The sequence below is a fragment of the Variovorax sp. 05T418 genome, assembly GCF_056396385.1.
Genome location: NZ_JBFTLJ010000015.1, coordinates 66,901 through 91,089, shown reverse-complemented (window position 1 = coordinate 91,089; position 24,189 = coordinate 66,901). Strand labels below are relative to the sequence as shown.

Genomic DNA, 24,189 nt, shown 5'->3' with positions numbered 1-24,189 from the left:
CGCGCGGACCCGCGATGCAACGGAACCAGAACGCCTCAAGAAGATGCTGCCGGCAAAATGTGAGGAGCGCCGCCATGCACCGCGGCAGAGAAAGCACCGGCCGGCGCGGGCCGTTCATCGCGCGTGCGCGCGGCCCTCTTCCCAGGCTCGCGCCATCTGCTCCCATAGCGCCCTGGTGACACGCGCGTCGCCTCTGGCCTCGTCCAGGGTCTTGCCCATGGCAGCCGCTATCCGGTCAATCACTTCGACGGGCTGGGCGACACCACAGATGCGGCGGCCGAAATCCACCAGTTCTTCGGTTGTCGGATAGGCTTTCGTCTGGTGTTTACCCGCGAACAACTTGAGCGCAAGTGTCCGGTCTTCGAGCTCAGGGCCGCCCGGGGACTGGGTGTACCTGTAGATGGAGGTTGTCACCACATCGAACATGGGCGCCAACCACACGTCCTGGCGCGAGCGGTAGAGCAATCCGAAGTTCTTGAGGTGCGCATCGCCGTTGCGGACCATGATGGAGAAGGCCACCTGCTCGAAGAATCGATGCAGGTTGCTGCTGTGAAGCTGGAACTGGCGCAGCAACTCGGCGACACGCTGGTAGCTGCCATGGTATTTGCGGTCCGACAAGATGTCGCGCACCCGCAGCCCCGCCAGCGCCGCGATGTCTTCAAAGCCGAGCCGCTCGACCCGACCATCGTCATGGACGACCAGGTCAAAGCGGTCCAAGACCAGCATCTGACCATCGTCGGACAATGCGAACGACGGCACATCGATGCCTGCACGTTTGGCGGCCGTCAGGCACAGATACTCGTTGGCAGCCAGCCCGGGGTAGGCCGCACTTGCCGCCTTGACAATGAGCGATGGGATGGGCACCGTCGATCGGTCCGGCACCATGATTTTGGGCTGCATGCCCGCAATGCCCGCCCCCGTGCTCAAGTAGGCCGCCACCAACTCACTGAAAACCTCCGGCGTGTACTTCGTGCCCAGCAGTTCGGCCTTGCTCAGCGTGCGAGGCAAGGAGGGTGCAACCTGGTCGGCCAGGCTGTAGCCCAGCCGCCCAATCCCGTTGCGCCCGACCAGCGCCAGCATGTGCATCGGCGTCATCGGCTGTTTCGGGAACAGCTCCCGGATCCTCATGAACAGGTCGCCCTCGGGAAGATTCTGGTCCATCGGGGGAAACAGGTCCCCGTCTTGCCAGGTGAGGCGCTCGCTGGGCGGCATCAGCAGGGCCACCGTCGCCTGCTCCGCGTCCGGCGCCAGATACCGAAACTCGTAGGTGGAGGTCCGGAGCAACTGGCCCGCCTGGGCAGCGTCCCCGATCGAGACATTCAGGAGACGAATCTTTTCAGGGAGCATCGTCGTCGTCGTGGAATCGCGCAGCGACTTCACTGGCAGAAGGCAAGCCAGACCGCTCCAATCGCAGCGCCAGACCGAGTGCTCCCAGCACGGCGAGCAGCGAGGACACTGTGGCGTCTTCCCCGGATTCAAGCCGGTAGATGACTTCCCGAACCTTGCCGGCCTTCTCGGCAAGCTCGGACTTGCTCATCCCTAGCGCTTCGCGCTGCACTCGCAGCTGGCGACCCAGCTCGTCTGGCAATCTTATTTTGTCAGCCATGGCTGACATTATAGAGAAAATTGGCAGTTCTGCCAATTATAGCTGATACCCACCATGTCAGAGCGACGATGCAAGCCATACCTTGCAAAAACCCCCAATCATGGAGTTTCGTAAGTTATAACTTTCAGCATAGACCCGATGTCCCGCTCTGGCCCTGCCGAAGGCCCAACCGCCATGGCGGCAAGCCATGCTTCAAGGGGACACGGCTGCCCATCGAGACCGTTCTGTCCTCCCTCGAAAAGGGAATCCTGGAAGACCGCGTGCTGGATGAGTATTCGCTGACGAGCGACCCGCTGACCGCCGCGCAAGTTCATGCCCAGGTGCATTCCCATCGACGAATGCCCGATCCCGCGGCTTCGGCAGATCGCCGTTGCGCGTGGCCACTTCGAATCGACGTGCGTACGGGATCGAGGCTGGCAGGGTATGCGCGACCGCGACCTGATGGAGAAGGTACTGGCGGAAGACTTCACATGGGTGACCAACAACTCTGTGGAGTTTCGTGGCGGCGGCGGTCCGGGCAACCTCGGCGGCCTTCATTCGAAGGCGCAGATCCACTGCGGCCCTGTTTGTCTGTCTCAGCGCCGAAACTGGCCTGGACCTCGACACGCAGCGCGCACTGTTCGCGGCCGCGCTCGACATCATCGAGCGGCAAGCACTCGACCTCGTGAACCGGGCCTTGGAACTGTTTCTGCTCGCAGATGGGACGCTCGAATACTCGATCTACGAGCTTCCGGCGCCAGGCACGGCCGGCATCGCTGGGGTGTACCGCGCGAGGACAAGCTTCCAGTTGATGTATCTCGATCAGATCGCCAACGGCTCCCTCTGAGACCTCGCGACACCCTGCGCATTGCGCCCGCGGCATTTTCGAGTAGCTGAGTTTGTGCTGTTTTTCGTTTATCCTGTTTTCAGTTATCTGGAATTTATCTGAATGCAAGATAAAATGCAGATAGCACGAATACGGATACTCCATGGATATGCTTCCCGCCCAACCTCTGGTGTCTGGCGATCAGCTGGGGCAGCTGCTGCGCAGCACGCGCAAGCGAATGAAGTTGAATCAGGCGGCCATCGGCGCCAAATTGAACCTCAGCCAGAACCGGATCTCCCACCTTGAGCTTCATCCTGATGAGCTGAGCGTCAGACAGCTCCTGACCTGGTGCTCGGCCCTCGGCCTCGAGCTGAAGCTGGGCGGGCGCGGCGCGCCAGTGGCCGGGCCACGCACGACCGAGTGGTGAAATGGGCCGTCGGTCACACAGCCAGTCCCTCGGCCTCTGGTCCAACGGTGAACGCGTCGGCCGCTGGACAATCCCTGCCCGCGGCGACATGGAGCTTCACTACGACGACGCCTGGGTTCGATCGGACGTCGGTCGCCCGCTTTCCCTGTCCCTGCCCTTCAACCCGCACAACGAGCCCATCAAGGGCGCCGCCGTCGAACACTACTTCGACAACCTGTTGCCCGAGAGCAATGCCATTCGCAAGCGCGTGGCGGCGCGCTTCAAGACCGGCTCGGTAGACGCCTTCCCTCTTCTGCGCGCTATCGGGCGCGACTGCGTGGGCGCCGTTCAGCTTCTCGACGAGGCCCAGACACCCACGGCCACCGATCAGGTGGAAGCGGTGCAGGTCGATGACGAGTCCATCGAGCGGCACCTGCTGAGCGTCGTCAGTCCCGACAAGTTCGGCGCTTCTGAGGACCCGGACGACGACTTCCGCATTTCCCTGGCCGGCGCGCAGGAAAAGGATGCCTATCTGTGGTGGAACGGCGCCTGGCACAAGCCGCGGGGCGCCACCCCCACCACGCACATTTTCAAGCTCCCGTTGGGCCTGATCGGCGGCGTCCGGGCCGACTTCTCCACCTCGGTGGACAACGAGTGGCTGTGCTTGAAGCTGCTACACGCCTACGGGCTCTCCACGGCAGACGCCACCATCACCTCGTTCGGGAAACAGCGCGTCCTCGTCGTCGAACGCTTTGACAGGCGCATTTCGAACGGCCGCCTCCTGCGGCTGCCCCAGGAAGACTTCTGCCAGGCGACGGGGACGTCGCCGCTCATGAAGTACGAGAGCGAAGGCGGACCCGGCCTGCGCAAGCTCTTTGCACTGCTGCAGCAGTCCGCGACCGCGGCGGATGACATGCGCACCTTGATGGCCTCGCAGGTCCTGTTCTGGCTGCTGCGCGCGCCGGATGGACATGCGAAGAACTTCAGCATTCATCTGCTGGCCGGCGGCGGCTTCCGGCTGACGAAGATGTATGACGTGATGTCGGCCTATCCCATCCTCGGCAAGGGCCCCAACCAGTGGGCGCCACGCGAGGTCAAGATGGCCATGGCGCTTCTCGGGAAGAGCAAGCACTACACCATGGCCGCCATCCAGCGCCGGCACTTCAACAGCACCGCCCGACAGGTAGGCTATGCGCACGACGCCGAAGCCATCATCCAGCAGCTGATTGAACGCACGCCCCGCGCAATCAGCGAAGTGCAGGCGCAGTTGCCGAAGGATTTCTCGCCATGGGTCGCCGAGCGTGTGCTGGGCGGGCTGCAGGCCGCGGTGGACACGCTTGAAGGGATGCCATCCAACTGACGCTTTGCAGGCACCGTCCGCCTGCTTGGATGGCAAGTGCACGTGTGATGAACCATGACTGCGGACAATGCTCTCGCGGGTCCTCCACGCCGCAGAGGAGTCCCATTCGCCACTTCGGTCGCTGCGGCGCTGAGCGGATCAGTCGCTTCAAGGGAACCTGAACTTTCGCCGGACGAGCTCAGACCTCTCCGCGGTGCTTGCCCATGTTGCGTGCGAATTCCGCCGGTCCGACGGCACCGACCTTGGCGTAAATCTTGGCCCTGCGGGGCAAGTTTCTTCTTCCAGTCGGACGACTGGCTTGTGGCATCGGCTCGGAAGAACATCCTGAGCGAGCTGACCGCGCGCGTTGCGCGCTCGAAATCCAGGGAAGACTTGATCGGCCTTCATGACATGGCGAAGGACATCGACTGGATGATCGTGGACCCGAGGATTGGCCTGCAGCTTGATTTCACGGCCATTGTGTCCGAGGCATTCGCTCGCGCCAAAGTGGTGGATACAGCGGACGAACTGATCACGAAGATCGACGGCGTGATGGGCGGCAAGCCATGCTTCAAGGGGACACGGCTGCCCATCGAGACCGTTCTGTCCTCCCTCGAAAAGGGAATCCCGGAAGACCGCGTGCTGGATGAGTATTCGCTGACGAGCGACCCGCGGACCGCCGCGCAAGTTCATGCCCAGGTGCATCCGCAACGAGGCCGGCCCGTCCGGCTCGGCTCGGCCAAGCCGCCGGCGCAACGACGCTCAAGTTTCCCATCGACGAATGCCTGACCCCGCGGCTTCGGCAGATCGCCGTTGCGTGCGGCCACTTCGAATCGACGTGCGTACGGGATCGAGGCTGGCAGGGCATGCTCGACCGCGACCTGATGGAGAAGGTGCTGGCGGAAGACTTCGCATTGGTGACCAACAACGCCGTGGATTTTCGTGGCGCGGTCCGGGCAACCTCGGCGGCCTTCATTCGAAGGCGCAGATCCACTGCGGCCTTGTCTGTCTCAACGCCGAAACTGGCCTGGACCTCGACACGCAGCGCGCACTGTTCGCGGCCGCGCTCGACATCATCGAGCGGCAGGCACTCGACCTCGTGAACCGGGCCTTGGAACTGTTTCTGCTCGCAGACGGGACACTCGAATACTCGATCTACGAGCTTCCGGCGCCAGGCACGGCCGGCATCGCTGGGGTGTACCGCGCGAGGACAAGCTTCCAGCTGTACCTCGACCAGATCGCCAACGGCTCCCTCTGAGACCTCGCGACACCCTGCGCATTGCGCCCTCAGTCCATCGCGGCCTCCCCAAAGGCAGGCATCTCCCGCGCCACGATGTACGCGAACGCCTCCTCCGCGAGGCGCGCTGCCGTGAAAATCGCCGTGCGGTCGGCCCGCAGCACCTTCAGCCAGGCGTCGATGTAGGCCGCATGCCCCTCGACCGTGGCATCGACCAGCCCGCACTGCCCCAGGAGGAACGCGCTGCCGAGCTCCGCCACCAGTTCCTCGAACGCATAGGCCGCATCGCCGAAACGCCGCCCGAAGCTGCGGTTCAGCCGCTCGGGATGGCCGGTCCAGTGCACCAGCTCGTGCAGCGCGGTCGCGCACAGCGCCTCGGCGCTCGTGAACTGCCGCGGCCACGGCAGACGGATCTCGTCGAGCGCCGGCAGGTAGGCCGCCCGGTCAAACCCGTGCCGGATCGTCGCATGGCAGCCCCCGAGCAGCCGCATCGCCCGCTCCACGGGACCCTGCGAAGCCGCCGGCGCGGCGATGCCCCGGTCCACGACCTCCAGCGGCAACCCCTCGATCTGCGCCAGGTTGAAGAGCCAGAACGGCCGGCACAGCAGCACGCCCGCGCGCACACCGGAACGGGCCGTCAGGGGCTCCTCATCCACGCCGCCATCCGAGAGGACATCGTCGGCATCGTCAAGGTGCTCCCGCGCCCTGCGCTCGAAGTGCGCGCACAGCACGCCGCGCTCGCCCCGGCGGACCTGGGCGCCGAGGCTCTGCGCCTGCCGGTAGGTCAGCCACACGTTGGACGCGTAGCCCGCCTCGATCGCCGCCTCCCAGAGCAGCAGCACATTCGCGCCGCGGTAGGGCGCCCCGGTCTTGCCGTTGCGAGGCACCCCGCGCGCCGCCGCCCGCGTCCAGCGTTCGCGGAACACGCTGCCGCCCTTCTCCAGCATCGCGATGATCCGGTCCGTCACGACCTGCCGCACGTCCATGCGGTCCCGCCCCCGTGCAGCGGTGTCCGGGGTTGGGGCAACACCCCCACCTGCTTTGGGTGAGTCCTCGGGGGGTGCGGGGGGAACGCCCGTGGCTGTGGGGGTCCCCGCGTGATCCGGGCGACCCGCATCGCGCGGGGTGGCGCTGGACGTTGAGTTCGCGTGCATGGCTGGGCCTTTCTGCGGCATGTGCCGCGGTGGTTGAACATCTGCTTTCGGAGCCGCCTCGACGCATGAACAGCGCGCGAAAAGGGCCGATGTCCAGGGACCGCCCGCAAGCCGCAGCCGAGTGCAGCGAGGACCGGGTGAGGACGGTGGCAAAGCCCGCAGCCCTGGACAGCGGCCCGTGCGCGCTATGCGTCGGCCAAGAGGTGGCTTCGAACGCAGAGGCCACGCGGACAGGCCGCAGGCACCCGCACGCGACGCCGCACCGCCCCAGGGCGGCGTGCCATCGAGGCCGCTGTGAAGCGCGCGCCTCCGGCTCTGTCAGGAACCGCCGAACGCCGAGGCGAGCGGCCTGGCCAGTGACCGCCGTGCATGCACGGCCACTCGGCGACCCGCGACGATTCCCCGGTCGGCCGGCCCTTCTCCGACCCTCGCGCGCATCGGCGTCCAGGCGTCGCCGCCGTCCGCGCACCGCACGCGAGCCAGGCACAGGCACAGGCACAGGCACAGGCAAGATGCCCCGACCGGCGCAACGGCCGCGCCCCTCGAAGGCTGGAGTGGTTCGGCCGTCGAGCCCACTGGCAGAAATCAGAGTCGACAGCTGCCTCGGACTTCGTACCGGGTATGCGCAAGGCGGAACCGACGCACAACAGAGAACGGAAAGGACGGAGAAAGGAAGAGACAGAAAGAAGGTCGCCGGCCACGCCGGCGGCGAGGCGCTCAGGCCTGGATGCGTTCTGCCATGCGCGCCTCCTACGCGAAGGCGCTCAGACGCCAGTCGACCGGGAAATGCTGTCCAGTGCGATCGGCAGGCCCGACACGCCGCGCAGGTCGGTCAAACCACCAAGGCTCACGAACCCCGGCTCCCGGAAACTGAGCTCGAGATCGCGCAGATCGAAGACGATATCCCGTCCTCGGAGTCGATCTCGCTCACCAGCCAAGTGGCCTCACGTCAGGCCCGAACAACTTGACCACGGGCAGAGGATCGAGACCCGCCTGAGCCCGCGACGCCAGGCGGTTGGCCAATGGCAGCTTGAACCGCATCGGCGATGGAGGGAAAGCCGGAAGTGGCAGCTATTTCGTTCTCCTTGTGTCACGCTCCACATCGCAGCAAGCCCTACGCTCCGTTCGCTTTATTCGGGCCGACGCGAGGCGCAGCAAGACGAGACGGCACATACCTGAGACTCGCCGCCTCTCGGGCGATGCACTGGACGGTGACTACGCAGGAGGGGCACTGGGGCCCAATGCCTGATGGCGTGGACGACCTCACGGTCAGTGATAGTCGTCCTCCCGCTGATGCCGGATGGCAGACACCACGATCTCTCTTTCACCGATGATATGGAACAAGGCAACGTAGCCCGAGGCACCAAACGGAATGACGAGCTCTCGCTCCAATCGGTCGTCGAAGGCAATTCGACAGGTGAAAGGATTGGACTCCAAGATGCGGAATTCTCTCCGGATGGCCAGTAGTGCGCGATCCGGCAGTTCCCAGTCTCCGTGCTTGAGAGCCGCCTCGAGGAGAAAGGCTTCAAGACGCTGCAGATCTTCCAATGCCTCACGCGTCAAGCGCACAAGGTAAGTCACGCGCGCCGTTTCGAGATGCCATTGCGCCCCCTTTCGACAGCCTTGCGTGCGATGTCGATCCGAGACTTCATCGCAGCGAGCACCTCGTCTGCCGCATAGGACTCGCCTGATTCGAGCGCACGGGCTAGCGAGGCGCGTCCACGCGCCACGAAATCTTGCTGTGCCTTGCGGCGACGAGCAGCATCGGTCGCCGCCTGCTCGACAAAATGCGACAGCGTTTCACCTTCGAGCAGCACGCCCTCTATCTGCTCTCGAACGGCAGCCGTCACACGAACCGGGGGAAGTTGAGCAGTCTTCATCGTTAAATTGTATAGCAATTGCTATGCATCATCCAGCTGCAGCGGCACGGCAGGCGGTCGCAGTTGGAACTGCTCCATGCGATTTTTGCCGCCTGCGGCAGTTCTTCCAGGCCTATCCGCCTGGCTCAAACTCTCAACGCTGTTGAGAGAAATTCCTGGTCTTCGCACCTGCACATCTCGAGAAGGCGTGCTTGGCTGGCGCAAGACGCCAATGAGGGTGCCGCACGACAGACGAGGTACATCGAAGGAGCCGGCAGCTGCGCTCAGCAATCCGCGGGCTTCTCCAAAGAATCCAAATCCCTCGCCGGACCGCCGGCGGCCTGGCTCCGACCGTCACGACGAGCCAGGGGACGGGCATCTCCCTGGATCGGAGCAAATCTACGCACCTTGGGCCGATTCGCAAGCCGCCCGCGCCGTCGCAAACTACGGGGGAATTTTGGAATGGTCGAGCACGAGCCCGTCCTTGAAGATCCCCGAGGTCACGGTTCTGCCCGGTGCACCCGACGCTCCCCGTTCGGGCGCAGCCTCTGCAGGATCGACTCAACGCTTCCACAACACAAAGGAAAAGCACATGGCCGAGCGAGCGGTGGATGCCATCATCATTGGCGCCGGGCAGGCGGGCCCGTCGCTTGCAGGACGGCTGGATGCGACGGGACACAAGGTGGTGCTGATCGAGCGCCATCTGGTCGGCGGCACCTGCGTCAACACGGGTTGCAAACCCACCAAGACGCTCATTGCGAGCGCCTACGCGGCCCACACGGCCCGCCGCGGGAGCGACTACGGCTTCTCCGTGGCATCCCCCGTCACGATGGACATGCCGGCCGTTGCCGCCCGCGCTCGAAAGGTGATCCTCGATTCGCGCAGGGGCAACGAGGAATGGCTGGCGGGCATGCGCAATGTCGAACTGATTCGCGGCCACGCCCGGTTCGTTGCCGAGGGCACTGTCGATGTCAACGACCAAAGACTGACCGCGCCGAAGATCTTCATCAATGTCGGCGCACGCGCGCAGGTGCCTGACCTGCCCGGCGTCGACGAGGTGCCCTTTCTCACCAACACCGACATGGTCGCGCTGGAAACGCTGCCGCGCCGCCTGGTCATCGTGGGCGGCAGCTACATCGGGCTGGAGTTCGCGCAGATGTACCGCCGCTTTGGCGCCGAGGTCACGGTCGTGGAGCGCGCGGACCGTCTGATCGCGCGCGAAGACCCGGATGTGTCATCCGCGGTCCGCGAGATCCTCGAGGCAGAGGGCATTGCCATACGCACCGGCGCGGAATGCATCAGCTTCAAGGCGCACGAAACCGGCGTCTGCGTTGACGTGGACTGCAAGGAGGGCGAACCATCGGTGACCGGCACCCATGTGCTCCTCGCGATGGGACGGCGCCCCAACACGGACGATCTCGGCCTGGCACAAGCGGGCATTGCAGTCGACGCCCGCGGCTACATCGGCGTGGACGACCAGCTTCAGACGAACGTGCCGGGCATCTGGGCACTGGGCGATTGCAACGGCCGCGGGGCGTTCACGCACACGGCCTACAACGACTTCGAGATCGTCGCGGCCAACCTTCTGGACGGCGCCGACCGGCGCGTGAGCCAGCGCCTGCCCGGCTACGCGCTGTACATCGATCCACCGCTCGCGCGGGTCGGAATGACCGACGCCGAGGCGGCAAAAGACGGACGGCGACTCCTGTATTCGAAGCGCTCGATGACCCGGGTCGGCCGTGCGGTCGAGAAAGGCGAGAGCCAGGGGTTCATGAAAGTCGTGGCGGATGCCGACTCCCGCAAGATCCTGGGTGCGGCCATCCTGGGCACAGGCGGCGACGAAGCGATCCACGGCATCCTGGACATGATGCACGCGGACCAGACAATCGACACGCTGCGCTGGGCCGTGCCAATCCATCCGACGGTGTCCGAGTTGATCCCGACCGTCCTCCTCGATCTGAGCGCCAAAGGTCCCTGACGCACCAGGAAGTCGACACGCTTGCAGATCGGCGTCGACGCAGGGCTGCCGACCATGCGCAGGTCGATGGAGCGGCCGGCCGTCCGGCGCATGTCGGCGGGCGACCCGCGCAAACACGACGCATGAGGCACCTGCAATGGCGGACTTCGACCAGCGATCGCTGGTTCGGGTGATCGACTTTTCGCAGCACGGGCGAGCGCGCCGTTGTTCGGGGCGTTCCCGCTCGGGCCGAAGTGGCGGCCGCCATGCGGCAGGAACTGCTCGAGCTTCATGCGGGACGTGCGCGACGCCGCGCAGTGCGCCAGGCCACCGACGCGGAGGATCTCCAGTACCTGTGCGCAGACTTGCCCCAGCATGTCTTCGGTCCGACGGAGCGGCAGCGCCCCTGCACCTGTGCCGAAGCGCGTGGTCACCGATGCCTTCTTTGTCGCGTCAGGTCGCGAGCATCGCGCGTGCGGGACCGGGGCGCCTCACCTCGCGCGCCTGAAGTCGACCTACTGGCGGGCGGTGCCCGGTTGCTGGACCCATGGCGACCTGGTGCAGGAGGACCACGAGGGCCACTTCTTCGTGCTGGGTCGCTCGGATGACACCCTGAAGGTGGCGGGCAAGCGGCTCGCGCCCGCGGCGCTCCCGCTGATTCATTGACGATGCAGAAAGAACTCGTGGCAAATACGACAGACCTCTATTCGATGATGGGGGCCGTATTCGATTGCGGAGGAGCTTCAACAGGGCCGCCTTCGAGCCAGCAAGCTCGTAAAGCCTGATTTCTTTCGTCACGTGACGCTGGCGTTCCCAAAGCAGGGGAAGCTTTCGCCTGCGTGCAGGGTAGTCGCCGAAATCGTCCAACAGTTGGTCAATGCTTGGGGAAGCCTGACCGAGCCCACAATGCAGGCTCGGCATGCAACCAGCGATTCCTAATGGCACCTCATGCGCAGCGCAGTCTTTTCCTCCTGTCCTAGAACACGTGCCTGATGCCGAAGTCGTAGCCCATCGCGCCGCGAGGCGCATAGCCCGACACACCAGCACCGCTGGAAAGATAGCCTGCCGTGCCGCCGGTACTCGCAGCCATGATGGCCGGGTTGTTCTGTCCGTTCTTGATGCGGATGCGCGCCACCGTGGCGTACAGCGCGGTGCGCTTCAAGAGGTTGTGCTCATAGCCGATGGCGAGCTTGCGAACCGAGGCATCGCGGTCGGCGGCAAAGGGGCTGGCAGCAGCCCCCAGGTCATTGTCGAACTTCACCCAGGAGTAAGAGCCCTTGATCAGACCGGCGCCCGCAGGCACCGTCACGCCGAGCAGGCCGCCCTTGTACTTGTCGGTCTCGCGCGTGCTGAGCGCGCCCAGGACGGGCACAGGTACCGTCGAGACGGAAACATCGCGCACCTGCGACAGTTCCCCGAAGAGCTTGAAAGCCCCGAAGTTGTAGGAGGCACCGAGACTGAGGGTCTTGATCTTCTCGCGCAGCCGGGCGCCGGTCGCCACCCCCGCGGCGTCCAGTGCCGTCGCATCCGCAGCGGTGCTTTCGCCATAGGCCAGTGCCACGTCGAGCGCTTCGGCGGCATAACCCAGCCGGCCGCCGGCAAAACGCCCTTTCGCGCTCGGCGTGCCTGGCACATTGCTCTGGCTTGCGTTCTCGTGCAGCGCGTACTGCACCTGGCCATAGAAGCCGCCCAGCCCTGGCGGCAAGAAGTAACCGATGCTGTTGCTGGTGCGCATGTAGTTGTCCGTCGCCGAGACCGCCGAGCCGGGTCCCTTCGCGATCTGCAGGTTGCTGCCGACGCTCGACACCACGTTGGTGCCCACGCCCAGCGTGCTGAACGGGCTGAAGACGGCGTCGTTCCAGTAGGTGGGTGTGTAGTCCCGGCCCAGGCGGACCTCGCCGAACGGACCTGAAAGGCTCACGGTGGAGCGGCGATTCAAGACGATGACGCTGCCCGGCCCGGCACCCGTGCCCGAGTCGTTCGCCAGGCCGGCTTCCATCCAGAAGCTCGCGGCCAGGCCGCCGCCCAGGTCCTCGGTGCCGCGGAATCCCAGACGGCTCGGCGTGGTGCCGCTGTTGGAGAGCGTGGTCTGGCTGCGCTTGATGTCGGCCCCTGGCAGGAGCAGGCGGCCGGTGTTGTTGTAGAAGGAACTCGTCGTGCTGTAGTAGCTGACACCCGCATCGAGCGCTCCGAACAAGGTGACGGACGATTGCGCGCTGGCCGCACCGGCGCAGGACAGCACAACCACGGCCGCGATGGTTTTCTTCTTCACGAGATCTCCTCGATGGTTGATGGGAATGCGGCGGAACCGGGATGGACCACCCACATGAATGAGTGCGCCGCTTCATTGCTTTAATTCACAATTAGTGAATTGTGGAGCGGAAAGCCCTGCATGTCAGCCATACTTGCCTACGCATTAACCCTAGCGGCTCGGCAACGGCGAGCCGCGTCGAAGAATTGCCCATGAAGACAGCGAGCACAGCAGAAGCCCGGACGCGCGATGCGGATCGTTCACGCAAGGCCATCCTCGAGGCGGCGAGAAAGGAGTTCTCCGTGCATGGTCTCGGCGGCGCGCGGCTGGAGCGGATCGCAGCCGAGGCCGGCGTGCACAAGCGGTTGGTGTACTACTACTTCCAGGACAAGGATGGACTGTTCTCCGCCGTGCTCGAGAGCGTGTACGAGGAGATCCGGGACGCGCAGCTCTACCTCGATCTCAAGGACATGGCGCCGCTCGCTGCGTTGCGCCGGCTCGTCGAATTCACCTGGGACTACTACATCGCGCACCCGGAGTTCATCACGTTCCTGAACAGCGAGAACCTGCACAAGGCGAAGCACCTGGCCGCCCTGCCCCGCATCAAGGAGTTGAATTCCCCGCTCTTGCAGACCCTTGCGAACATCCTCGAGCGGGGACAGAAGGACGGGGTGTTCCGCGCGGGCATCGACCCCATGCAGCTGTACATCACGATGGCGGGCTGCGCCTACTTCTACCTGTCCAACATCCACACGCTCTCTGTCGGCTTCAGCTGCGAGCTCGGCAGCCAGAAGATGCTGACCCAGCGGATGCTGCACATCATTGACGTCGTCACCGCCTACGCGCTGCGCTAGCCGCAACGACGCATGGGGCCTTGTGGGGTCCATTTTTTCACTTCATAATTCACCAATAGTGAATTGAAGCGACAAGTTCCACGCGATCCTCGGCCCGACGGTGCCGCTGTCGCGAGCGCATGAAGAACCTGATGCCGACCCATGGCGTCGACCAACGAAAGCAAGAATGCGAAAGATCGACAGCTATGCACACATCCTGCCGAAGGCCTACTTCGACAGGATGGCCGAGATCGCCAAGGATCAAGGCGCGATCAAGCGATGGCTGACCATTCCGGTCCTCCATGACCTCGACGCGCGGCTGAAGATGATGGAGGACTTTCCTGGCTATCAGCAAGTCCTGACGCTTTCCAATCCTCCCATCGAGCTGATCGCCGGACCGCAGACCTCGCCCGAGATGGCGCGCCTGGCGAACGACGAGATGGCAAAGATCCGCGATGCGCATCCGGACAAGTTCCCCGCGTTTGTCGCATCCCTTCCCATGAACAACGTGCCGGCAGCGCTCGAGGAGATGGAGCGCGCCATCGCGGTCCTCGGCGCACGCGGCATCCAGGTATTCACCAACGTCAATGGACGGCCGCTGGACGATCCGGAGTTCTGGCCCATCTTCGAGGCGGCCAGCAAGACGTACGACGTTCCGGTGTGGATGCATCCGGCCCGCGGCGCGTCCATGCCGGACTATGCGAGCGAAGAGAAGTCGAAGTACGAGATCTGGTGGACCTTCGGTTGGCCCTATGAAACGAGCGCGGCGATGTCGCGCATGGTTTTCTCGGGCTTCTTCGAACGCCTTCCAGAGCTGAAAGTCATCACGCACCACATGGGCGCCATGATTCCGTACTTCGACGGACGCGTCGGCCCGGGACTCGACCAGTTCGGCTCCCGGACATCGGGCGAAGACTACGAGGGGCTGCTCAAGCGCATGAAGAAGCGCCCCATCGATTTTTTCAAGATGTTCTATGTCGACACGGCGTTGGCAGGCGGCAAGTCGGGGATTCGTTGCGGATTGGACTTCTTCGATCCGAAGCAGGTGGTCTTTGCAACCGATTGCCCCTTCGATCCGGAAGGGGGACCGATGTTCCTGAGGACCATCCCCCAGGCGATCGACGAACTGGATCTTCCACAGGACGTACAGGATGGCATCTATTTCGGCAACGCCCTTCGCTTGCTGAAGATGAATTGCTGTTGAGACGGCGCTCGCAAGGCCGAGCCTCAAATCATCCGGAGACAAACAATGAACAAGAGAATCTTCCTGCGAGCGATCGCAACCGCTGCGCTGTGTGCTGGAAGCATCCCGGCCATCGCGGACAACTATCCCTCGCGGCCCGTGAAAATCATCGTGCCGTACGTGGCGGGCGGCACGGTCGATCTGGTGGCCCGGGTGCTGGCCCAGAAGCTGGGGGACCAGATGGGCCAGCCGTTCATCGTGGACAACCGCCCTGGTGCCAGCGGATCCATCGGAAGCGACATCGCCTCCAAGGCACCGCCCGACGGCTACACGCTCCTGCTTCAATCGCCGACGCTTGTCGCAAGCCCTTTTCTCATGAAGAAGACGCCCTACAACGTGAAGACCGATTTCACGGCGATTTCTCTGCTGGGGTCGGTGCCGATGGTGGTCGTGGCAAACCCGGGTGTGCCGGGCAAGAATCTGCAAGAGTTCCTCGCGGCGGCCCGCCGCGAGCCGTCGAAGTATGCGTTTGGAACTTCGGCCATCGGATCTCCGATGCACCTGGCGCAGGAGGCAATCAAGCGAGACGGCAAGCTCGACGTGCCCATCGTCATCTACAAGGGCACGGGCAGTGCACTCAACGATGTCTTGGGAGGACAGATCAGCGTGATCATCGACGCGATCCCGTCTTCTGCTCCCAACATCGCGGCTGGCAAGCTCAAGCCCCTCGCCGTCACCACGCGCGAACGCCTGCCCTCCATGCCCAATGTGCCGACGGTCGCGGAATCCGGCTTTGCCGGCTTCGAAATGGTCACCTGGTATGGGCTGTGGGCGCCGCCCAAGCTGCCTGCAGCGATCCTTGAGCGGCTTTCGGCGGAGGTTGCCACGGCCATGCGCTCTGCGTTCGTGGCCGAACGCCTCGGGCCGCAGGGCTTTGTGCCCTCCCCGGGTACTCCGGCCGAATTTTCCGCTTACATCGACAAGGAAGCGGCCACCTACGAGCGCATCGTGAAGGATGCCAAGATTCAGATCGACTGACCGTCAGACATCAGAATGGAAGGCAGATGATCGCTTGCGACGTCAATACCGCCCTACCTGCTGAGCATTGACCAGCTCGGCATGCCGAACACCGAGAGAACGCTATGGACAGAGAGGCGAATTCGGCATGCAGAGAATTCGGGGGGGGACCATCGAATGGGCATGCGTTGCCCCGCTGCGCGGCAATGCCGCCAAAAACAGCCTACTCGCGCAGCGTGAAAACCACCGACAGGTACGACACCGGCCCGCTCTGAATCGCTTCGATGCCGTGCAGCGCGGTCGCTTCGAACAGCAGCGAATCCCCCGCCCCCACCGCCACCGACTTGCCACCGTAGCGGTACATGACTTCCCCGGACAGGAAGTACAGGAACTTCAGGCCCGGATGCTGGAAGGTCACGTAGGGATCGGCGCCGGGCAGCAGCGTGACCAGGTAGGGCTCGACGAAGAGGTTGCCCGACAGCAGGTGGCCCAGCAACTCGTAGCGGTAGTCGGAGACCGCACCGATCCGATCGACGACAACGCCCCGCCCCGCACGCACATGGCAGAAGTCCGTCCGCCGCGCCTGATCGCCGAAGAAGCGCGGCGCCGACACGCCCAAACCTTTCGAGAGACGCTCCAGGGTCTCCACCGAAGGCGAGACCAGGCCCCGCTCGATGCGTGACAACATCGAGGCCGAAATCCCCGAGGCCTTCGCCAGCGCCCCACCGGATACATCAGCCGCCATGCGCAGCGCCCGCACCTGCGCCCCGATGCGCGCCGCGGACAGGCTGCGCACGACAGGTGATGGTTGCCGCGGCGGGGCGCGCGTCACCGAGACCGGAAGTCGCAGAGGCCGGGCGCTAGGTAGGAGGGGATGCAATTGCTCGATGGGGCATACAGAGACCTGCCTGAAGCGGAACGCGCAGGTCCTGGTCCTACGAAAAACGTAGATACGCGAAAAGTCGGACTTACGACTATCGTAGAGTGCCTCCCAACCCATCTCCTCGCTCTGTCTTCGGTGCTCGCTTGAGACTTGCGAGATTGGCGGCAGGTTTGCCGCAAGACAAGCTTGGCGTTAAGGCGGGACTGGATGATGGCACCGCCAGTGCACGCATTTCTCGGTACGAGAGCGGGGTCCATGAGCCAAACATTTCTTTCGCGCATCGGCTGGCAGACGAGCTTGGCGTTCCGGCCCCCTACTTTTATGCCGCGGATGACGAGCTCGCCAAGCTCATCCTGTGGTTCGGTCAGTTGAACGCCAAACAGCGCAAGTCACTGCTCGAATTCGCAAGTCATATCAAATCATCTTCGTAGATGGCGGCTGCGGCATATCCATCACACGGATCGCGGTTGTCGGTACGCGAGCGAGACGTCCCGACGTGCATTGCAGGAGGCCTGGCTTCGAGGCTCCGCGTGCGCTCCCGAAAGGGTCAAGCACACCTTTGATCGGCTCGCAGCTCAACAGCCCGTTGCCACAAGCCGTCTTCGCTGTTTCGCAAAGGGCCGTCGCCTCGATCGAGGTATCGCTGTTGTCGGCGATCGATCGGAAAGAAGGCCTGACCTCAAGCACGCCTCACCGCACGCAGGCGCATGCCTTTCCGATCCGAGGGTGGCTTATTGCAAGACGGCCGGTATCGTCTCACGGGACTCCTGCACAGACTTCACGCGGGCTTCACTTGCGCCGCGCACACTGGCTTTCGACAGCGGTTCGGCGCTGGTAGAGGCAAGGGGAAGAAAGAAATGGCTCAGGGAAACGCCTCGATGCCGATACCGCTGTCACCCTTCAAATGGCGATCTGGCCAATACGGGCGTTCACGAAAGCGAAATGATGCAGAGGCACCGTGTTGAGCATTGGCTTGCGCGCGACAGCGCATGCGCAGTCGGGGTAACAGAGATGAGCAGCAGCGGCAGAATCTCCTCATGTTCACAAACCAGGAGTGGACCGACGAAGCATCGAATGCGATGGCGATCGCGTGGCGCAGGAAAGCGCTCGAGGGAGGGCTTCACGCACGCGGGATGGTCCACGAATTCGAAACTGAATTTCGAAGACATGCCGGTGCGCCACATGTCAACGATCCGTTGCGAAATACCCCCATGCGAGCACCGGCAGCGCGAATCCAATCCACGACGTGAGTGCCTGCCTCGCCGCATTGGGACCCTCCTCAGGCCCTTGAGCCAAGTCACGATTCGACGCGCCAGTGTTTGGGCCAATCATCAAAGCTTTCCAGCGGAACCGAGTTGCGCAGAAGGGTGTACATCGGCTCTTCGGGAAAGTCGTTCAATCGAACGACGAGCGCTTCGCCGTCCGCGTCGGTCGCCCGAAAAGGGAATTCCGCGTCACCGGTCTTCGTCCACGAGATCGGGGTCTCCAGATGGCTGGCCGTCATTTCTTGATTCCGAACTTGTTGTTGTACTCCGCGCTGGTCCTCGATGCTCCCTCGATGATCGAGTGGTAGACATCATCGCCTTGCAGGCCCTGCGATTGGTACTTCTGTACTTCCTGCTGAAAAGTAGGGCCATCCGGCGATCCGTATTTTTGGAGATCTCTCAGGCGCAGCCCTTCCACCTCGGCCGGATCCTCGACCCAGCGCTGTTGGCGCTTGGGACCGCCATCAAGGCATTGCGCAAGACGCATGGCATTTCACAAGAAGAACTTGCGCATCGCAGCCACATCGATCGCTCTTACATGAGCAGCATCGAAAGGGGGATGCAAAACCCTGGCGTGATGACCGTTGTACAGATCGCCGCCGGCCTCGGCGTGTCCGTGGCCGAGTTGGCGGCCAAGGCACGACTCTGAGCGCTTAGGTCGTATTTCTCATCGTCAGTCTCGGGGCGCCGCGCAGGATGCAACCGACTATTCCCCAGAACGGGGCCCGGCATCTCGGGAACCTCAACGAGCCCGACGCCAGAGTAGATCGTCTTGCCAATCTTGAGCACCGGCGCCATCAGGCTTCAGCGCGTCCTGGTGTACTTCTTCATGGCCGTGAATGGCATACCCGATGGCGCCGCACCCGCTAGAAGTGCTCGGCGGTGAAGGCACTGGCGCCGGCCGCCAGCTCCACCAACGTTTGGCTGCGCCGCTGCACCAGTTCGCATATCGGGTGCAGAAAGTCACGCTCCTCTTCGGTGTACACCGGGGCGGAAAGAAGTTCGGGTGCTCTCTTCATCGCACGGGACAGCCGCTCGGTCTCCCGGTGCAACAGCTTTTGATCGATGCCGCATAGGTGGGCGAAATGCGCAAGCTCCATCGCGTTGAGTTCTTCCCATCCGAAGGCATCGCCGAAGGACATTGCGAAGCTTTGGTCGAGTTCCGGATATTGAGCCACGCTCACGACGTCATACCACGGCGCGGGCTCAAGCATGGTTCGGTCGACGAAGAATGAAAAGTTCTTTCCATGCGCATCGGAGTTGCCGACCGCCAGCTGGAACAGTGCCCAACGCAACATCTCCAACCGCGCCACCGCCGGGCGGCGCATGAGAGCGGCAAGACCAAAAAGTCGCGGCAGACTCATCCCATCGCGATATGGTGCGAGGGCGGGGGAATTGCCCAGATGGCGCTCATATTTGGAATCCACCGAAAGATCGGCAGCCTGGCAGGCGTCGATGACGTGCAGCTTTGTCACCCAATCGTGGTTTTCTTCGGCGCGCCATTGCCGGTCGAACCGGGCGACGACCAGAACCGGAACCCTCAGCCGCATGATGGCAACACGGGCCACCTGAGCGCCATACGCCCCTGCGAGCGTCATGCAGTAGTGCTCGTTGGCCACGAGGTGAGGTGTACGTGGGCCGGCCGGCTGCGGCTTGAGAATAAAAGTCGAGGCCAGTGGCGGCTCCGGCAGCCACATGCTGGCCTCTGTGTCATGGACGAGGTCGTGCGCAGCCCATACGGCCAGCTTGTCCTGATAGCCCGCAATCGACATTCGCACCCGGCCGTCCCACACCGTGAGGCCGCCTTCCTTTGCAGCATCGATACGGCCGCTGAGCTCCTCTCGCGACAGAAAGCGTTGTTCTCGACGAGCGGCCGCAGCCGGTGGTTGATCGAAGGGCTGGAACTCCAGGGCCCCGGTCGTCTCCCCTCCCATTTCCCGCAGCAGTGCAAATGCGTTGCTCGGTGCGACGTGGAGTTGCTCGAGCGCGGCGCGAAGAGGCGCCCCCTCCGGAAAGAGGTTCACGATGAAGCGTCGGATCGCATGAGAGTCATAGCCGTCCGGTGGCGGCTCCAAGGGAAACGCCGGCGAGAGTTGAAAGGCACCCTGGCGCGCCCATGCGTGGTCATAACGGAACGACCACCGGTCTTCCGCTCTTGAGTAGGCGAGTTCGCCGACCGGGGTGCCACCATCGTGCGTCACGCGCAAGCGATACACGTTGTCCTCAGACCCGCTCATCGTCCGACGCCTTCTGCCTGTCTACAAAACTCTGCAGGTCACTTTTGGGGCCGACCACAAGCCCAAGACCAAGCCCGTCGAGTACCGCCTGCAGCTTGTCCAGCCGGACGGAGCCCGCTCCATTCTCAAGTCGCGAGACCAGGTCGACAGAGACGCCAAAGAGGCTCGCCGCGTCGTCGATGCGAAGTTGTTGCCGCTTTCTGGCTTGACGCACGTACTGCCCAAGGCCGCCCTGCCCGCGCACCAAGATCGGGGGCGATGCAACTGGGTCGGCAGCGCGGATCACCTTCTGCTTGACGCCGGTGGAGTTCATTTCGGAATTTACTAAACACTCGCGTGGATGCGCGTGCTCACCACAATATTTCTGATATTCCGAACTTTAACGCTGCGCCGGGTGTTTTGGAAGAGTATTCACTAAATTCCGAAACTATGACATCTGCCTCAACACGCACAATGTTGTCGACAGTGTGATTGTCGATGGTCCTGGGTTGGGCAAGGTCAGCCGGGAACGGTCGCGCCAAACTCGCGTCAGTTGAGAAAAACGCCCACACTATTTGAGAAGTTCGCTGGATGACCATGCACTGCTCGCAGCGGAACGCCACGGACCTCTGAGAGCGCGCGCCGCTTGGCGGCATTGGCCTTGTATTTTTGCCCGGATGAAACAGACTCCTGGACGAAAACAAACTTGTCAAATTTGACAAACTTGACAAACTTGACAAACTTGACAAACTTGAATGATCCGCTAGACTTGCGCTCTATGAGCAATAGAACCGTCCATGAGTTTGCATCGGAGCTTCGAAAGAGTCCCGAAGCGCTTCTTGAGCAATTTCGCTGTGCCGGTGTCGCGAAGTCCGGGCCTGACGATCTGGTGACCGAGGCGGACAAGTACGCGCTGCTGCGTTTTTTGAAGGCCTCCAATGGCGTCGGCGAAGGCGAGCGCAAGAAGATCACCCTGGTCAAGAAGGGGGCTGGCAAGAACGTCAAACCAGATCCGGAAGCGGCGGGTCGGGAGCAAGCTCAAGAATTCATTGAGAAGCTTCATAGAGATCTGCTCGAACGCAGCGTTGAAGTAACCGTGCGCGGCGGTCGGCGAACTTTGCTGATTCGAGAGGACAACGGCGACCTGGCCCTGTTGGCGCCACCCGGCGAGTGCCTGAGCTTCGATCCTCCTCGGAAGATGGTGCTGATCAGCTCGTATCTTTCAGATGTGCTTTCCATCTTGCGGGGAGATCGTCTCGAGTCTGTCGTGACGGTGCCGCGAGCGCTGGGCAAAGTGCTGAGAAGTTATCTGCGCACGATTGCCGATCTCGCTGTCCCGGACTCCCAACGCGGACTGTGCAGTCAGAGCGGACGCATCCGCCAAGCAAATCTGATGGGTGCGGCGAACGATCTCGTTCGCTATGAACACATCTTCCCGGCCTGCGCGGCAACCGTTTCACTGACGTGAATTTGATGCCGCTTGAGCGGCAAAACCCGGCCATGTCTTCAAAAACTTCTTCCAAAGTCAAGTCCTCCTCCCTTCTCGAACCGACCGTGCTACTTGCTGTGACACCTGCGATGCTTCTCGACATTCAACAGACCATGCCTGCCCAAAATTGGGTCGACTGGGGATCTGTGTCGTCGGAATCGCTGGACGTGCACCGCGAACTCGCAAGGTTGCCGAGCCGGGCCAAGAATCTCAAAGTGATGGTCATGAGCGACCATCGGCCACTGGGCCAACCCGTTCGAGCGTCCAGATCCCCAAGCCCTTCGGCTAATGAGGATCTGCTTTCGGCGGACGCCATGGCAACCACGATGAACTGCACCCGCGCCAACGTCTATGAGCGAGAGAAGAAGGGCAACCTCTTTTCAGTGCTTCCGCCTGGGCGCGAGAACGGCCGAAAGTACCCGGCCTTTCAGATTCATCGGGGTGTCGACAGCGGGCTTTTGGTCGCATTGATTGCCCTGTATCGCGATCAGGCGGCGCCGACCAACTTGCTATGGGATTTCTTGCGCTCGGTTCAAGCAGCCTTCGGCGGTGCTACCGGGGTGGAGGTGCTCAAGGGTGAGCATCCGCAGCGATCCGGAGTCGACAAGTCGGTGCTGTCAGCGCTATATGCACTGACGCCCGCTGAACGGCGCAGCTTCGTGATGGACCATGCTTTGGAGGACCTGAATCACGCAACTGCATGAGCATCCAAAATAACGCGACAGTCGCCGCGGTGCCTTGGGAAGGCCGCGTCGTCACAATGATGGGTCTTCCGGTTGGTTCGGAATTCCACCGCGTCTTCCGCCATCCGGATGGCGACTGGAAGGCTCCGCCCGAGAAATACCGCAACGGGCGGATCGACCCTCCGTCGGGGCGCAAGGCGGATTTCTCAATCCTCTATACCGCCGAGAGTCTGCTGACGGCAGCCGTCGAGGCCCGTGCGCTTCGCATTCTGGAAAGCAATGGTCTCGACCTGCCCGATCTGGTCGAGGTTCGCGACCCGGAATTGCCTGCGCGTCATTGGGTCATGTACACGCTGATGGCGCCGGCGCTGTTCGTCAACCTCGAGCATCGTCAAACGGCTCAAGTCTTCGGTCTCGACCCGGACATGGTGCTCGATCGAATCGACGTGTGGCAGCAGGCCAGCGCGGCGGTGTGGGATGCGATCGCGGCAAATCCTCCGCCCGCGATCGCTGAGGTCGCTGGCATCTGCTATCAGAGCAAGCACCGCGCTTCCAATGGCTGGAATTTCGGGTTCTTCCACGGGAGCACACGCAGCTTTTGCGGCGTGGCAAATTCAAGGCCTTTACTTGGCCGCCGCCTTGATGCAAACAGATAGCGAATAGGCCGCGCCTTTGCGCCAGGTCGCATTCGACACGCACATGTCCCGCCTGAAGCGACAGCACCGCATCCGTTGGCCGCCCAGGCGGGCGATGCGCTGCCGAAAACAGCCGTGGCCAGAAGGGCCGCGCCGATCGTGATGCTTGAAGATTTCTTGCGGCGCGCGGTGCACCCCTCGCTGGCCGCAACCCAGGCGCCGAGCGCCTCGTTCCAGATGCTGCGAAATGACTTGTTCACATTTACTCCCTCGTGCTAGATAGACATAGATCGCCGACCACGCTGTGCTGCGTGAGTTGCTCCAAGGACTGAAGCACTGCACTTCGAATCTCCGGCCGATCGCGTTTTCCGAGGCAGAGCGACCGTGCAAGACCTCGAATTGGGCGGAATCTATCGTGGTGAAACGTCGAGGTGAAAAGCGATTGAACGCCTATGTCGGCTAGCCGACATAGGCGATATTCATTTGTTTGCAACTGTGAAAAATGTCCGAGGCCCAGGAGGAGTCGGGGCGATCGATGCGTCCTTTGCCAAACCACCTTCCGCCTCGCGCGAGGCGATGCCGCGACTTTCCCCGGCGGGCCCGTCCAACCGGTATCCCATGCCGTGGACGGCCCGGAGGTCCCAGCCATTGGCCCTGAGATCCAAGACGCGCCGCAAACGAGAAATGCAGACGTCGAGGGTTCGTGACTGCGTGTCTTCGTATTTGTCCCAGACGGTCGAGTACAACCACTCGCGCGTGAGCGTCTGGCCTGCATGGGAGAACAGTTCGAACGCGACGTCGACTTCCGTCGCGCGAAGGTGAACCCTCTCACCCGAAACCTCGACGGCATCGCTCATCAGAGAAAAGCGATAGCAATCCCATGTTGGATCGGATTCGTGCACATGCACACCGAAGCGCCGCATGAACATGCGCGCGACACAGCAGAACTCGACGAATGATGTGGGGCGCACGATCACGTCATTCGCCGCATTCCAGTGCGAGTCCGACAGCACCGGCACTTGATCTCGCGAAGCCAGGCACAGTACCGGCGTCCCACGCCCGACCAGCGCCTTGACCTCCGCGAGCTGCAGGAGGGCCGACTCGGCATCGCCCTCTACAGCCAGGAAGACCATGTCGAATTCCGGCGCAAGCTCGGCAGTGCTCGCGAATGCCTTCGGTTGATGTCCGAGTCGTCGAACGGCTCGGCGTCCGTATTCGCGCGTACGCATCGCCGGGTCGAGCACCGCAATGCGCGCGCCTTCGGATCTCCCCAATCTCATCGATTGCACCGCCGTTCGATGCCACGCTGGCGTGGACCGTGCGTCCGATTCGCTGCCGCCGTCGACGGCTCTTGGCAAGGTATTTCTCATG

26 protein-coding genes and 2 pseudogenes are annotated in these 24,189 nt (G+C 62.9%); 16 read left to right on the top strand and 12 right to left on the bottom strand.

All coding sequences use genetic code 11. The features are described 5' to 3' along the window. Positions 1–114 precede the first annotated feature (114 nt). Together AC1DMS_RS25280 and AC1DMS_RS25275 are read right to left on the bottom strand one after the other, a co-directional pair. On the bottom strand, positions 115–1,347 hold the full coding sequence (locus AC1DMS_RS25280) for a type II toxin-antitoxin system HipA family toxin (protein WP_015865952.1): 1,233 nt from the start codon (positions 1,345–1,347) through the stop codon (positions 115–117). Further along, on the bottom strand, positions 1,337–1,606 hold the full coding sequence (locus AC1DMS_RS25275; RefSeq protein ID WP_150106895.1) for a helix-turn-helix domain-containing protein: 270 nt from the start codon (positions 1,604–1,606) through the stop codon (positions 1,337–1,339). Before AC1DMS_RS25275 ends, AC1DMS_RS25280 begins: the two co-directional genes overlap by 11 nt. Before the next feature lie 68 nt (positions 1,607–1,674). Between AC1DMS_RS25275 and AC1DMS_RS25270 the strand changes: the two are divergent. From AC1DMS_RS25270 to AC1DMS_RS25245, 6 genes and pseudogenes are all read left to right on the top strand, one after another. Beyond that, a pseudogene (locus AC1DMS_RS25270) lies at positions 1,675–1,899 on the top strand (DUF433 domain-containing protein); the annotation flags it as partial. A gap of 206 nt (positions 1,900–2,105) precedes the next feature. Further along, the gene (locus AC1DMS_RS25265; protein ID WP_018904967.1) at positions 2,106–2,432 is read left to right on the top strand and encodes a hypothetical protein; all 327 of its coding nucleotides are present in this window, start codon (positions 2,106–2,108) and stop codon (positions 2,430–2,432) included. 142 nt (positions 2,433–2,574) lie between these two features. Then, positions 2,575–2,838, top strand: coding sequence for an XRE family transcriptional regulator (locus AC1DMS_RS25260; RefSeq protein ID WP_015865953.1), 264 nt, complete (start codon positions 2,575–2,577; stop codon positions 2,836–2,838). 1 nt (position 2,839) lies between these two features. Further along, on the top strand, positions 2,840–4,177 hold the full coding sequence (locus tag AC1DMS_RS25255; RefSeq protein ID WP_015865954.1) for a type II toxin-antitoxin system HipA family toxin: 1,338 nt from the start codon (positions 2,840–2,842) through the stop codon (positions 4,175–4,177). Positions 4,178–4,567: 390 nt separating this feature from the next. Next, on the top strand, positions 4,568–4,945 hold the full coding sequence (locus AC1DMS_RS25250) for a DUF433 domain-containing protein (protein WP_015865955.1): 378 nt from the start codon (positions 4,568–4,570) through the stop codon (positions 4,943–4,945). After that, on the top strand, positions 4,930–5,259 hold the full coding sequence (locus AC1DMS_RS25245) for a DUF5615 family PIN-like protein (protein ID WP_329601378.1): 330 nt from the start codon (positions 4,930–4,932) through the stop codon (positions 5,257–5,259). The genes AC1DMS_RS25250 and AC1DMS_RS25245 overlap by 16 nt, the downstream gene beginning before the upstream one ends. Positions 5,260–5,443: 184 nt before the next feature. On the opposite strand, the gene AC1DMS_RS25240 is transcribed toward AC1DMS_RS25245, so the two are convergent. From AC1DMS_RS25240 to AC1DMS_RS25230, 3 genes are all read right to left on the bottom strand, one after another. Continuing rightward, positions 5,444–6,379 carry an ArdC family protein gene (locus tag AC1DMS_RS25240; RefSeq protein WP_015865956.1) on the bottom strand — a complete coding sequence of 312 codons (936 nt, stop codon included), beginning with the start codon at positions 6,377–6,379 and terminating at the stop codon, positions 5,444–5,446. A 1,437-nt stretch (positions 6,380–7,816) separates the two neighbouring features. Next, positions 7,817–8,128: a type II toxin-antitoxin system RelE/ParE family toxin gene (locus tag AC1DMS_RS25235; protein WP_015865958.1), complete on the bottom strand. Its 312-nt coding sequence runs from the start codon at positions 8,126–8,128 to the stop codon at positions 7,817–7,819. Continuing rightward, complete coding sequence (locus AC1DMS_RS25230; protein WP_015865959.1) at positions 8,125–8,427, bottom strand: YlcI/YnfO family protein; 303 nt, start codon at positions 8,425–8,427, stop codon at positions 8,125–8,127. Before AC1DMS_RS25230 ends, AC1DMS_RS25235 begins: the two co-directional genes overlap by 4 nt. A 571-nt stretch (positions 8,428–8,998) precedes the next feature. Between AC1DMS_RS25230 and AC1DMS_RS25225 the strand changes: the two genes are divergently transcribed. Continuing rightward, complete coding sequence (locus AC1DMS_RS25225; protein ID WP_015865960.1) at positions 8,999–10,384, top strand: FAD-containing oxidoreductase; 1,386 nt, start codon at positions 8,999–9,001, stop codon at positions 10,382–10,384. Positions 10,385–10,789: 405 nt separating this feature from the next. Next, complete coding sequence (locus AC1DMS_RS25220) at positions 10,790–11,029, top strand: hypothetical protein (RefSeq protein ID WP_041945802.1); 240 nt, start codon at positions 10,790–10,792, stop codon at positions 11,027–11,029. Positions 11,030–11,339: 310 nt separating this feature from the next. Here the strand turns inward: AC1DMS_RS25220 and AC1DMS_RS25215 are convergent, their stop codons facing one another. Beyond that, positions 11,340–12,635, bottom strand: coding sequence for a porin (locus tag AC1DMS_RS25215; protein WP_478181944.1), 1,296 nt, complete (start codon positions 12,633–12,635; stop codon positions 11,340–11,342). A gap of 185 nt (positions 12,636–12,820) precedes the next feature. Between AC1DMS_RS25215 and AC1DMS_RS25210 the strand changes: the two genes are divergently transcribed. From AC1DMS_RS25210 to AC1DMS_RS25200, 3 genes are all read left to right on the top strand, one after another. Then, positions 12,821–13,468, top strand: a complete 648-nt coding sequence (locus AC1DMS_RS25210) for a TetR/AcrR family transcriptional regulator (RefSeq protein WP_015865962.1) — start codon at positions 12,821–12,823, stop codon at positions 13,466–13,468. 166 nt (positions 13,469–13,634) lie between these two features. Next, on the top strand, positions 13,635–14,651 hold the full coding sequence (locus AC1DMS_RS25205) for an amidohydrolase family protein (protein WP_015865963.1): 1,017 nt from the start codon (positions 13,635–13,637) through the stop codon (positions 14,649–14,651). 45 nt (positions 14,652–14,696) lie between these two features. Further along, positions 14,697–15,668: a Bug family tripartite tricarboxylate transporter substrate binding protein gene (locus AC1DMS_RS25200; protein WP_015865964.1), complete on the top strand. Its 972-nt coding sequence runs from the start codon at positions 14,697–14,699 to the stop codon at positions 15,666–15,668. A gap of 202 nt (positions 15,669–15,870) precedes the next feature. On the opposite strand, the gene AC1DMS_RS25195 is transcribed toward AC1DMS_RS25200, so the two are convergent. Continuing rightward, positions 15,871–16,443, bottom strand: a complete 573-nt coding sequence (locus tag AC1DMS_RS25195; RefSeq protein ID WP_015865965.1) for a helix-turn-helix domain-containing protein — start codon at positions 16,441–16,443, stop codon at positions 15,871–15,873. 188 nt (positions 16,444–16,631) lie between these two features. On the opposite strand from AC1DMS_RS25195, the gene AC1DMS_RS25190 reads away from it, so the two are divergent. Then, entirely contained in the window at positions 16,632–16,961 is a 330-nt protein-coding gene (locus AC1DMS_RS25190) for a helix-turn-helix domain-containing protein (protein ID WP_027730014.1), read from the top strand. Between the two features lie 866 nt (positions 16,962–17,827). Here the strand turns inward: AC1DMS_RS25190 and AC1DMS_RS25185 are convergent. Continuing rightward, complete coding sequence (locus AC1DMS_RS25185; protein WP_015865967.1) at positions 17,828–18,034, bottom strand: hypothetical protein; 207 nt, start codon at positions 18,032–18,034, stop codon at positions 17,828–17,830. A gap of 62 nt (positions 18,035–18,096) precedes the next feature. Between AC1DMS_RS25185 and AC1DMS_RS25180 the strand changes: the two genes are divergently transcribed. Then, positions 18,097–18,444 carry a helix-turn-helix domain-containing protein gene (locus AC1DMS_RS25180; protein ID WP_018907113.1) on the top strand — a complete coding sequence of 116 codons (348 nt, stop codon included), beginning with the start codon at positions 18,097–18,099 and terminating at the stop codon, positions 18,442–18,444. A 217-nt stretch (positions 18,445–18,661) separates the two neighbouring features. Here the strand turns inward: AC1DMS_RS25180 and AC1DMS_RS25175 are convergent, their stop codons facing one another. Together AC1DMS_RS25175 and AC1DMS_RS25170 are read right to left on the bottom strand one after the other, a co-directional pair. Beyond that, positions 18,662–20,032, bottom strand: a complete 1,371-nt coding sequence (locus tag AC1DMS_RS25175; protein WP_015865969.1) for a HipA domain-containing protein — start codon at positions 20,030–20,032, stop codon at positions 18,662–18,664. Next, the gene (locus AC1DMS_RS25170; protein ID WP_015865970.1) at positions 20,019–20,345 is read right to left on the bottom strand and encodes a helix-turn-helix domain-containing protein; all 327 of its coding nucleotides are present in this window, start codon (positions 20,343–20,345) and stop codon (positions 20,019–20,021) included. The genes AC1DMS_RS25175 and AC1DMS_RS25170 overlap by 14 nt, the downstream gene beginning before the upstream one ends. A gap of 444 nt (positions 20,346–20,789) precedes the next feature. Here AC1DMS_RS25170 and AC1DMS_RS25165 point away from each other — a divergent pair, with 444 nt between their 5' ends. Genes AC1DMS_RS25165 through AC1DMS_RS25155 form a run of 3 tightly spaced genes read left to right on the top strand, consistent with a single transcriptional unit; the run spans position 20,790 to position 22,839 of the window. After that, positions 20,790–21,479: a hypothetical protein gene (locus AC1DMS_RS25165; protein WP_015865971.1), complete on the top strand. Its 690-nt coding sequence runs from the start codon at positions 20,790–20,792 to the stop codon at positions 21,477–21,479. Next, on the top strand, positions 21,476–22,204 hold the full coding sequence (locus AC1DMS_RS25160) for a hypothetical protein (protein ID WP_028254104.1): 729 nt from the start codon (positions 21,476–21,478) through the stop codon (positions 22,202–22,204). The genes AC1DMS_RS25165 and AC1DMS_RS25160 overlap by 4 nt, the downstream gene beginning before the upstream one ends. Then, complete coding sequence (locus tag AC1DMS_RS25155; RefSeq protein ID WP_015865973.1) at positions 22,201–22,839, top strand: RES family NAD+ phosphorylase; 639 nt, start codon at positions 22,201–22,203, stop codon at positions 22,837–22,839. Before AC1DMS_RS25160 ends, AC1DMS_RS25155 begins: the two co-directional genes overlap by 4 nt. A 107-nt stretch (positions 22,840–22,946) precedes the next feature. Here AC1DMS_RS25155 and AC1DMS_RS25150 read toward each other — a convergent pair. Both AC1DMS_RS25150 and AC1DMS_RS25145 read right to left on the bottom strand, forming a co-directional pair. Beyond that, positions 22,947–23,078: pseudogene (locus AC1DMS_RS25150) on the bottom strand (ESPR domain-containing protein); the annotation flags it as partial. A gap of 219 nt (positions 23,079–23,297) precedes the next feature. Then, complete coding sequence (locus AC1DMS_RS25145; protein ID WP_230537976.1) at positions 23,298–24,188, bottom strand: response regulator transcription factor; 891 nt, start codon at positions 24,186–24,188, stop codon at positions 23,298–23,300. Position 24,189 lies beyond the last annotated feature (1 nt).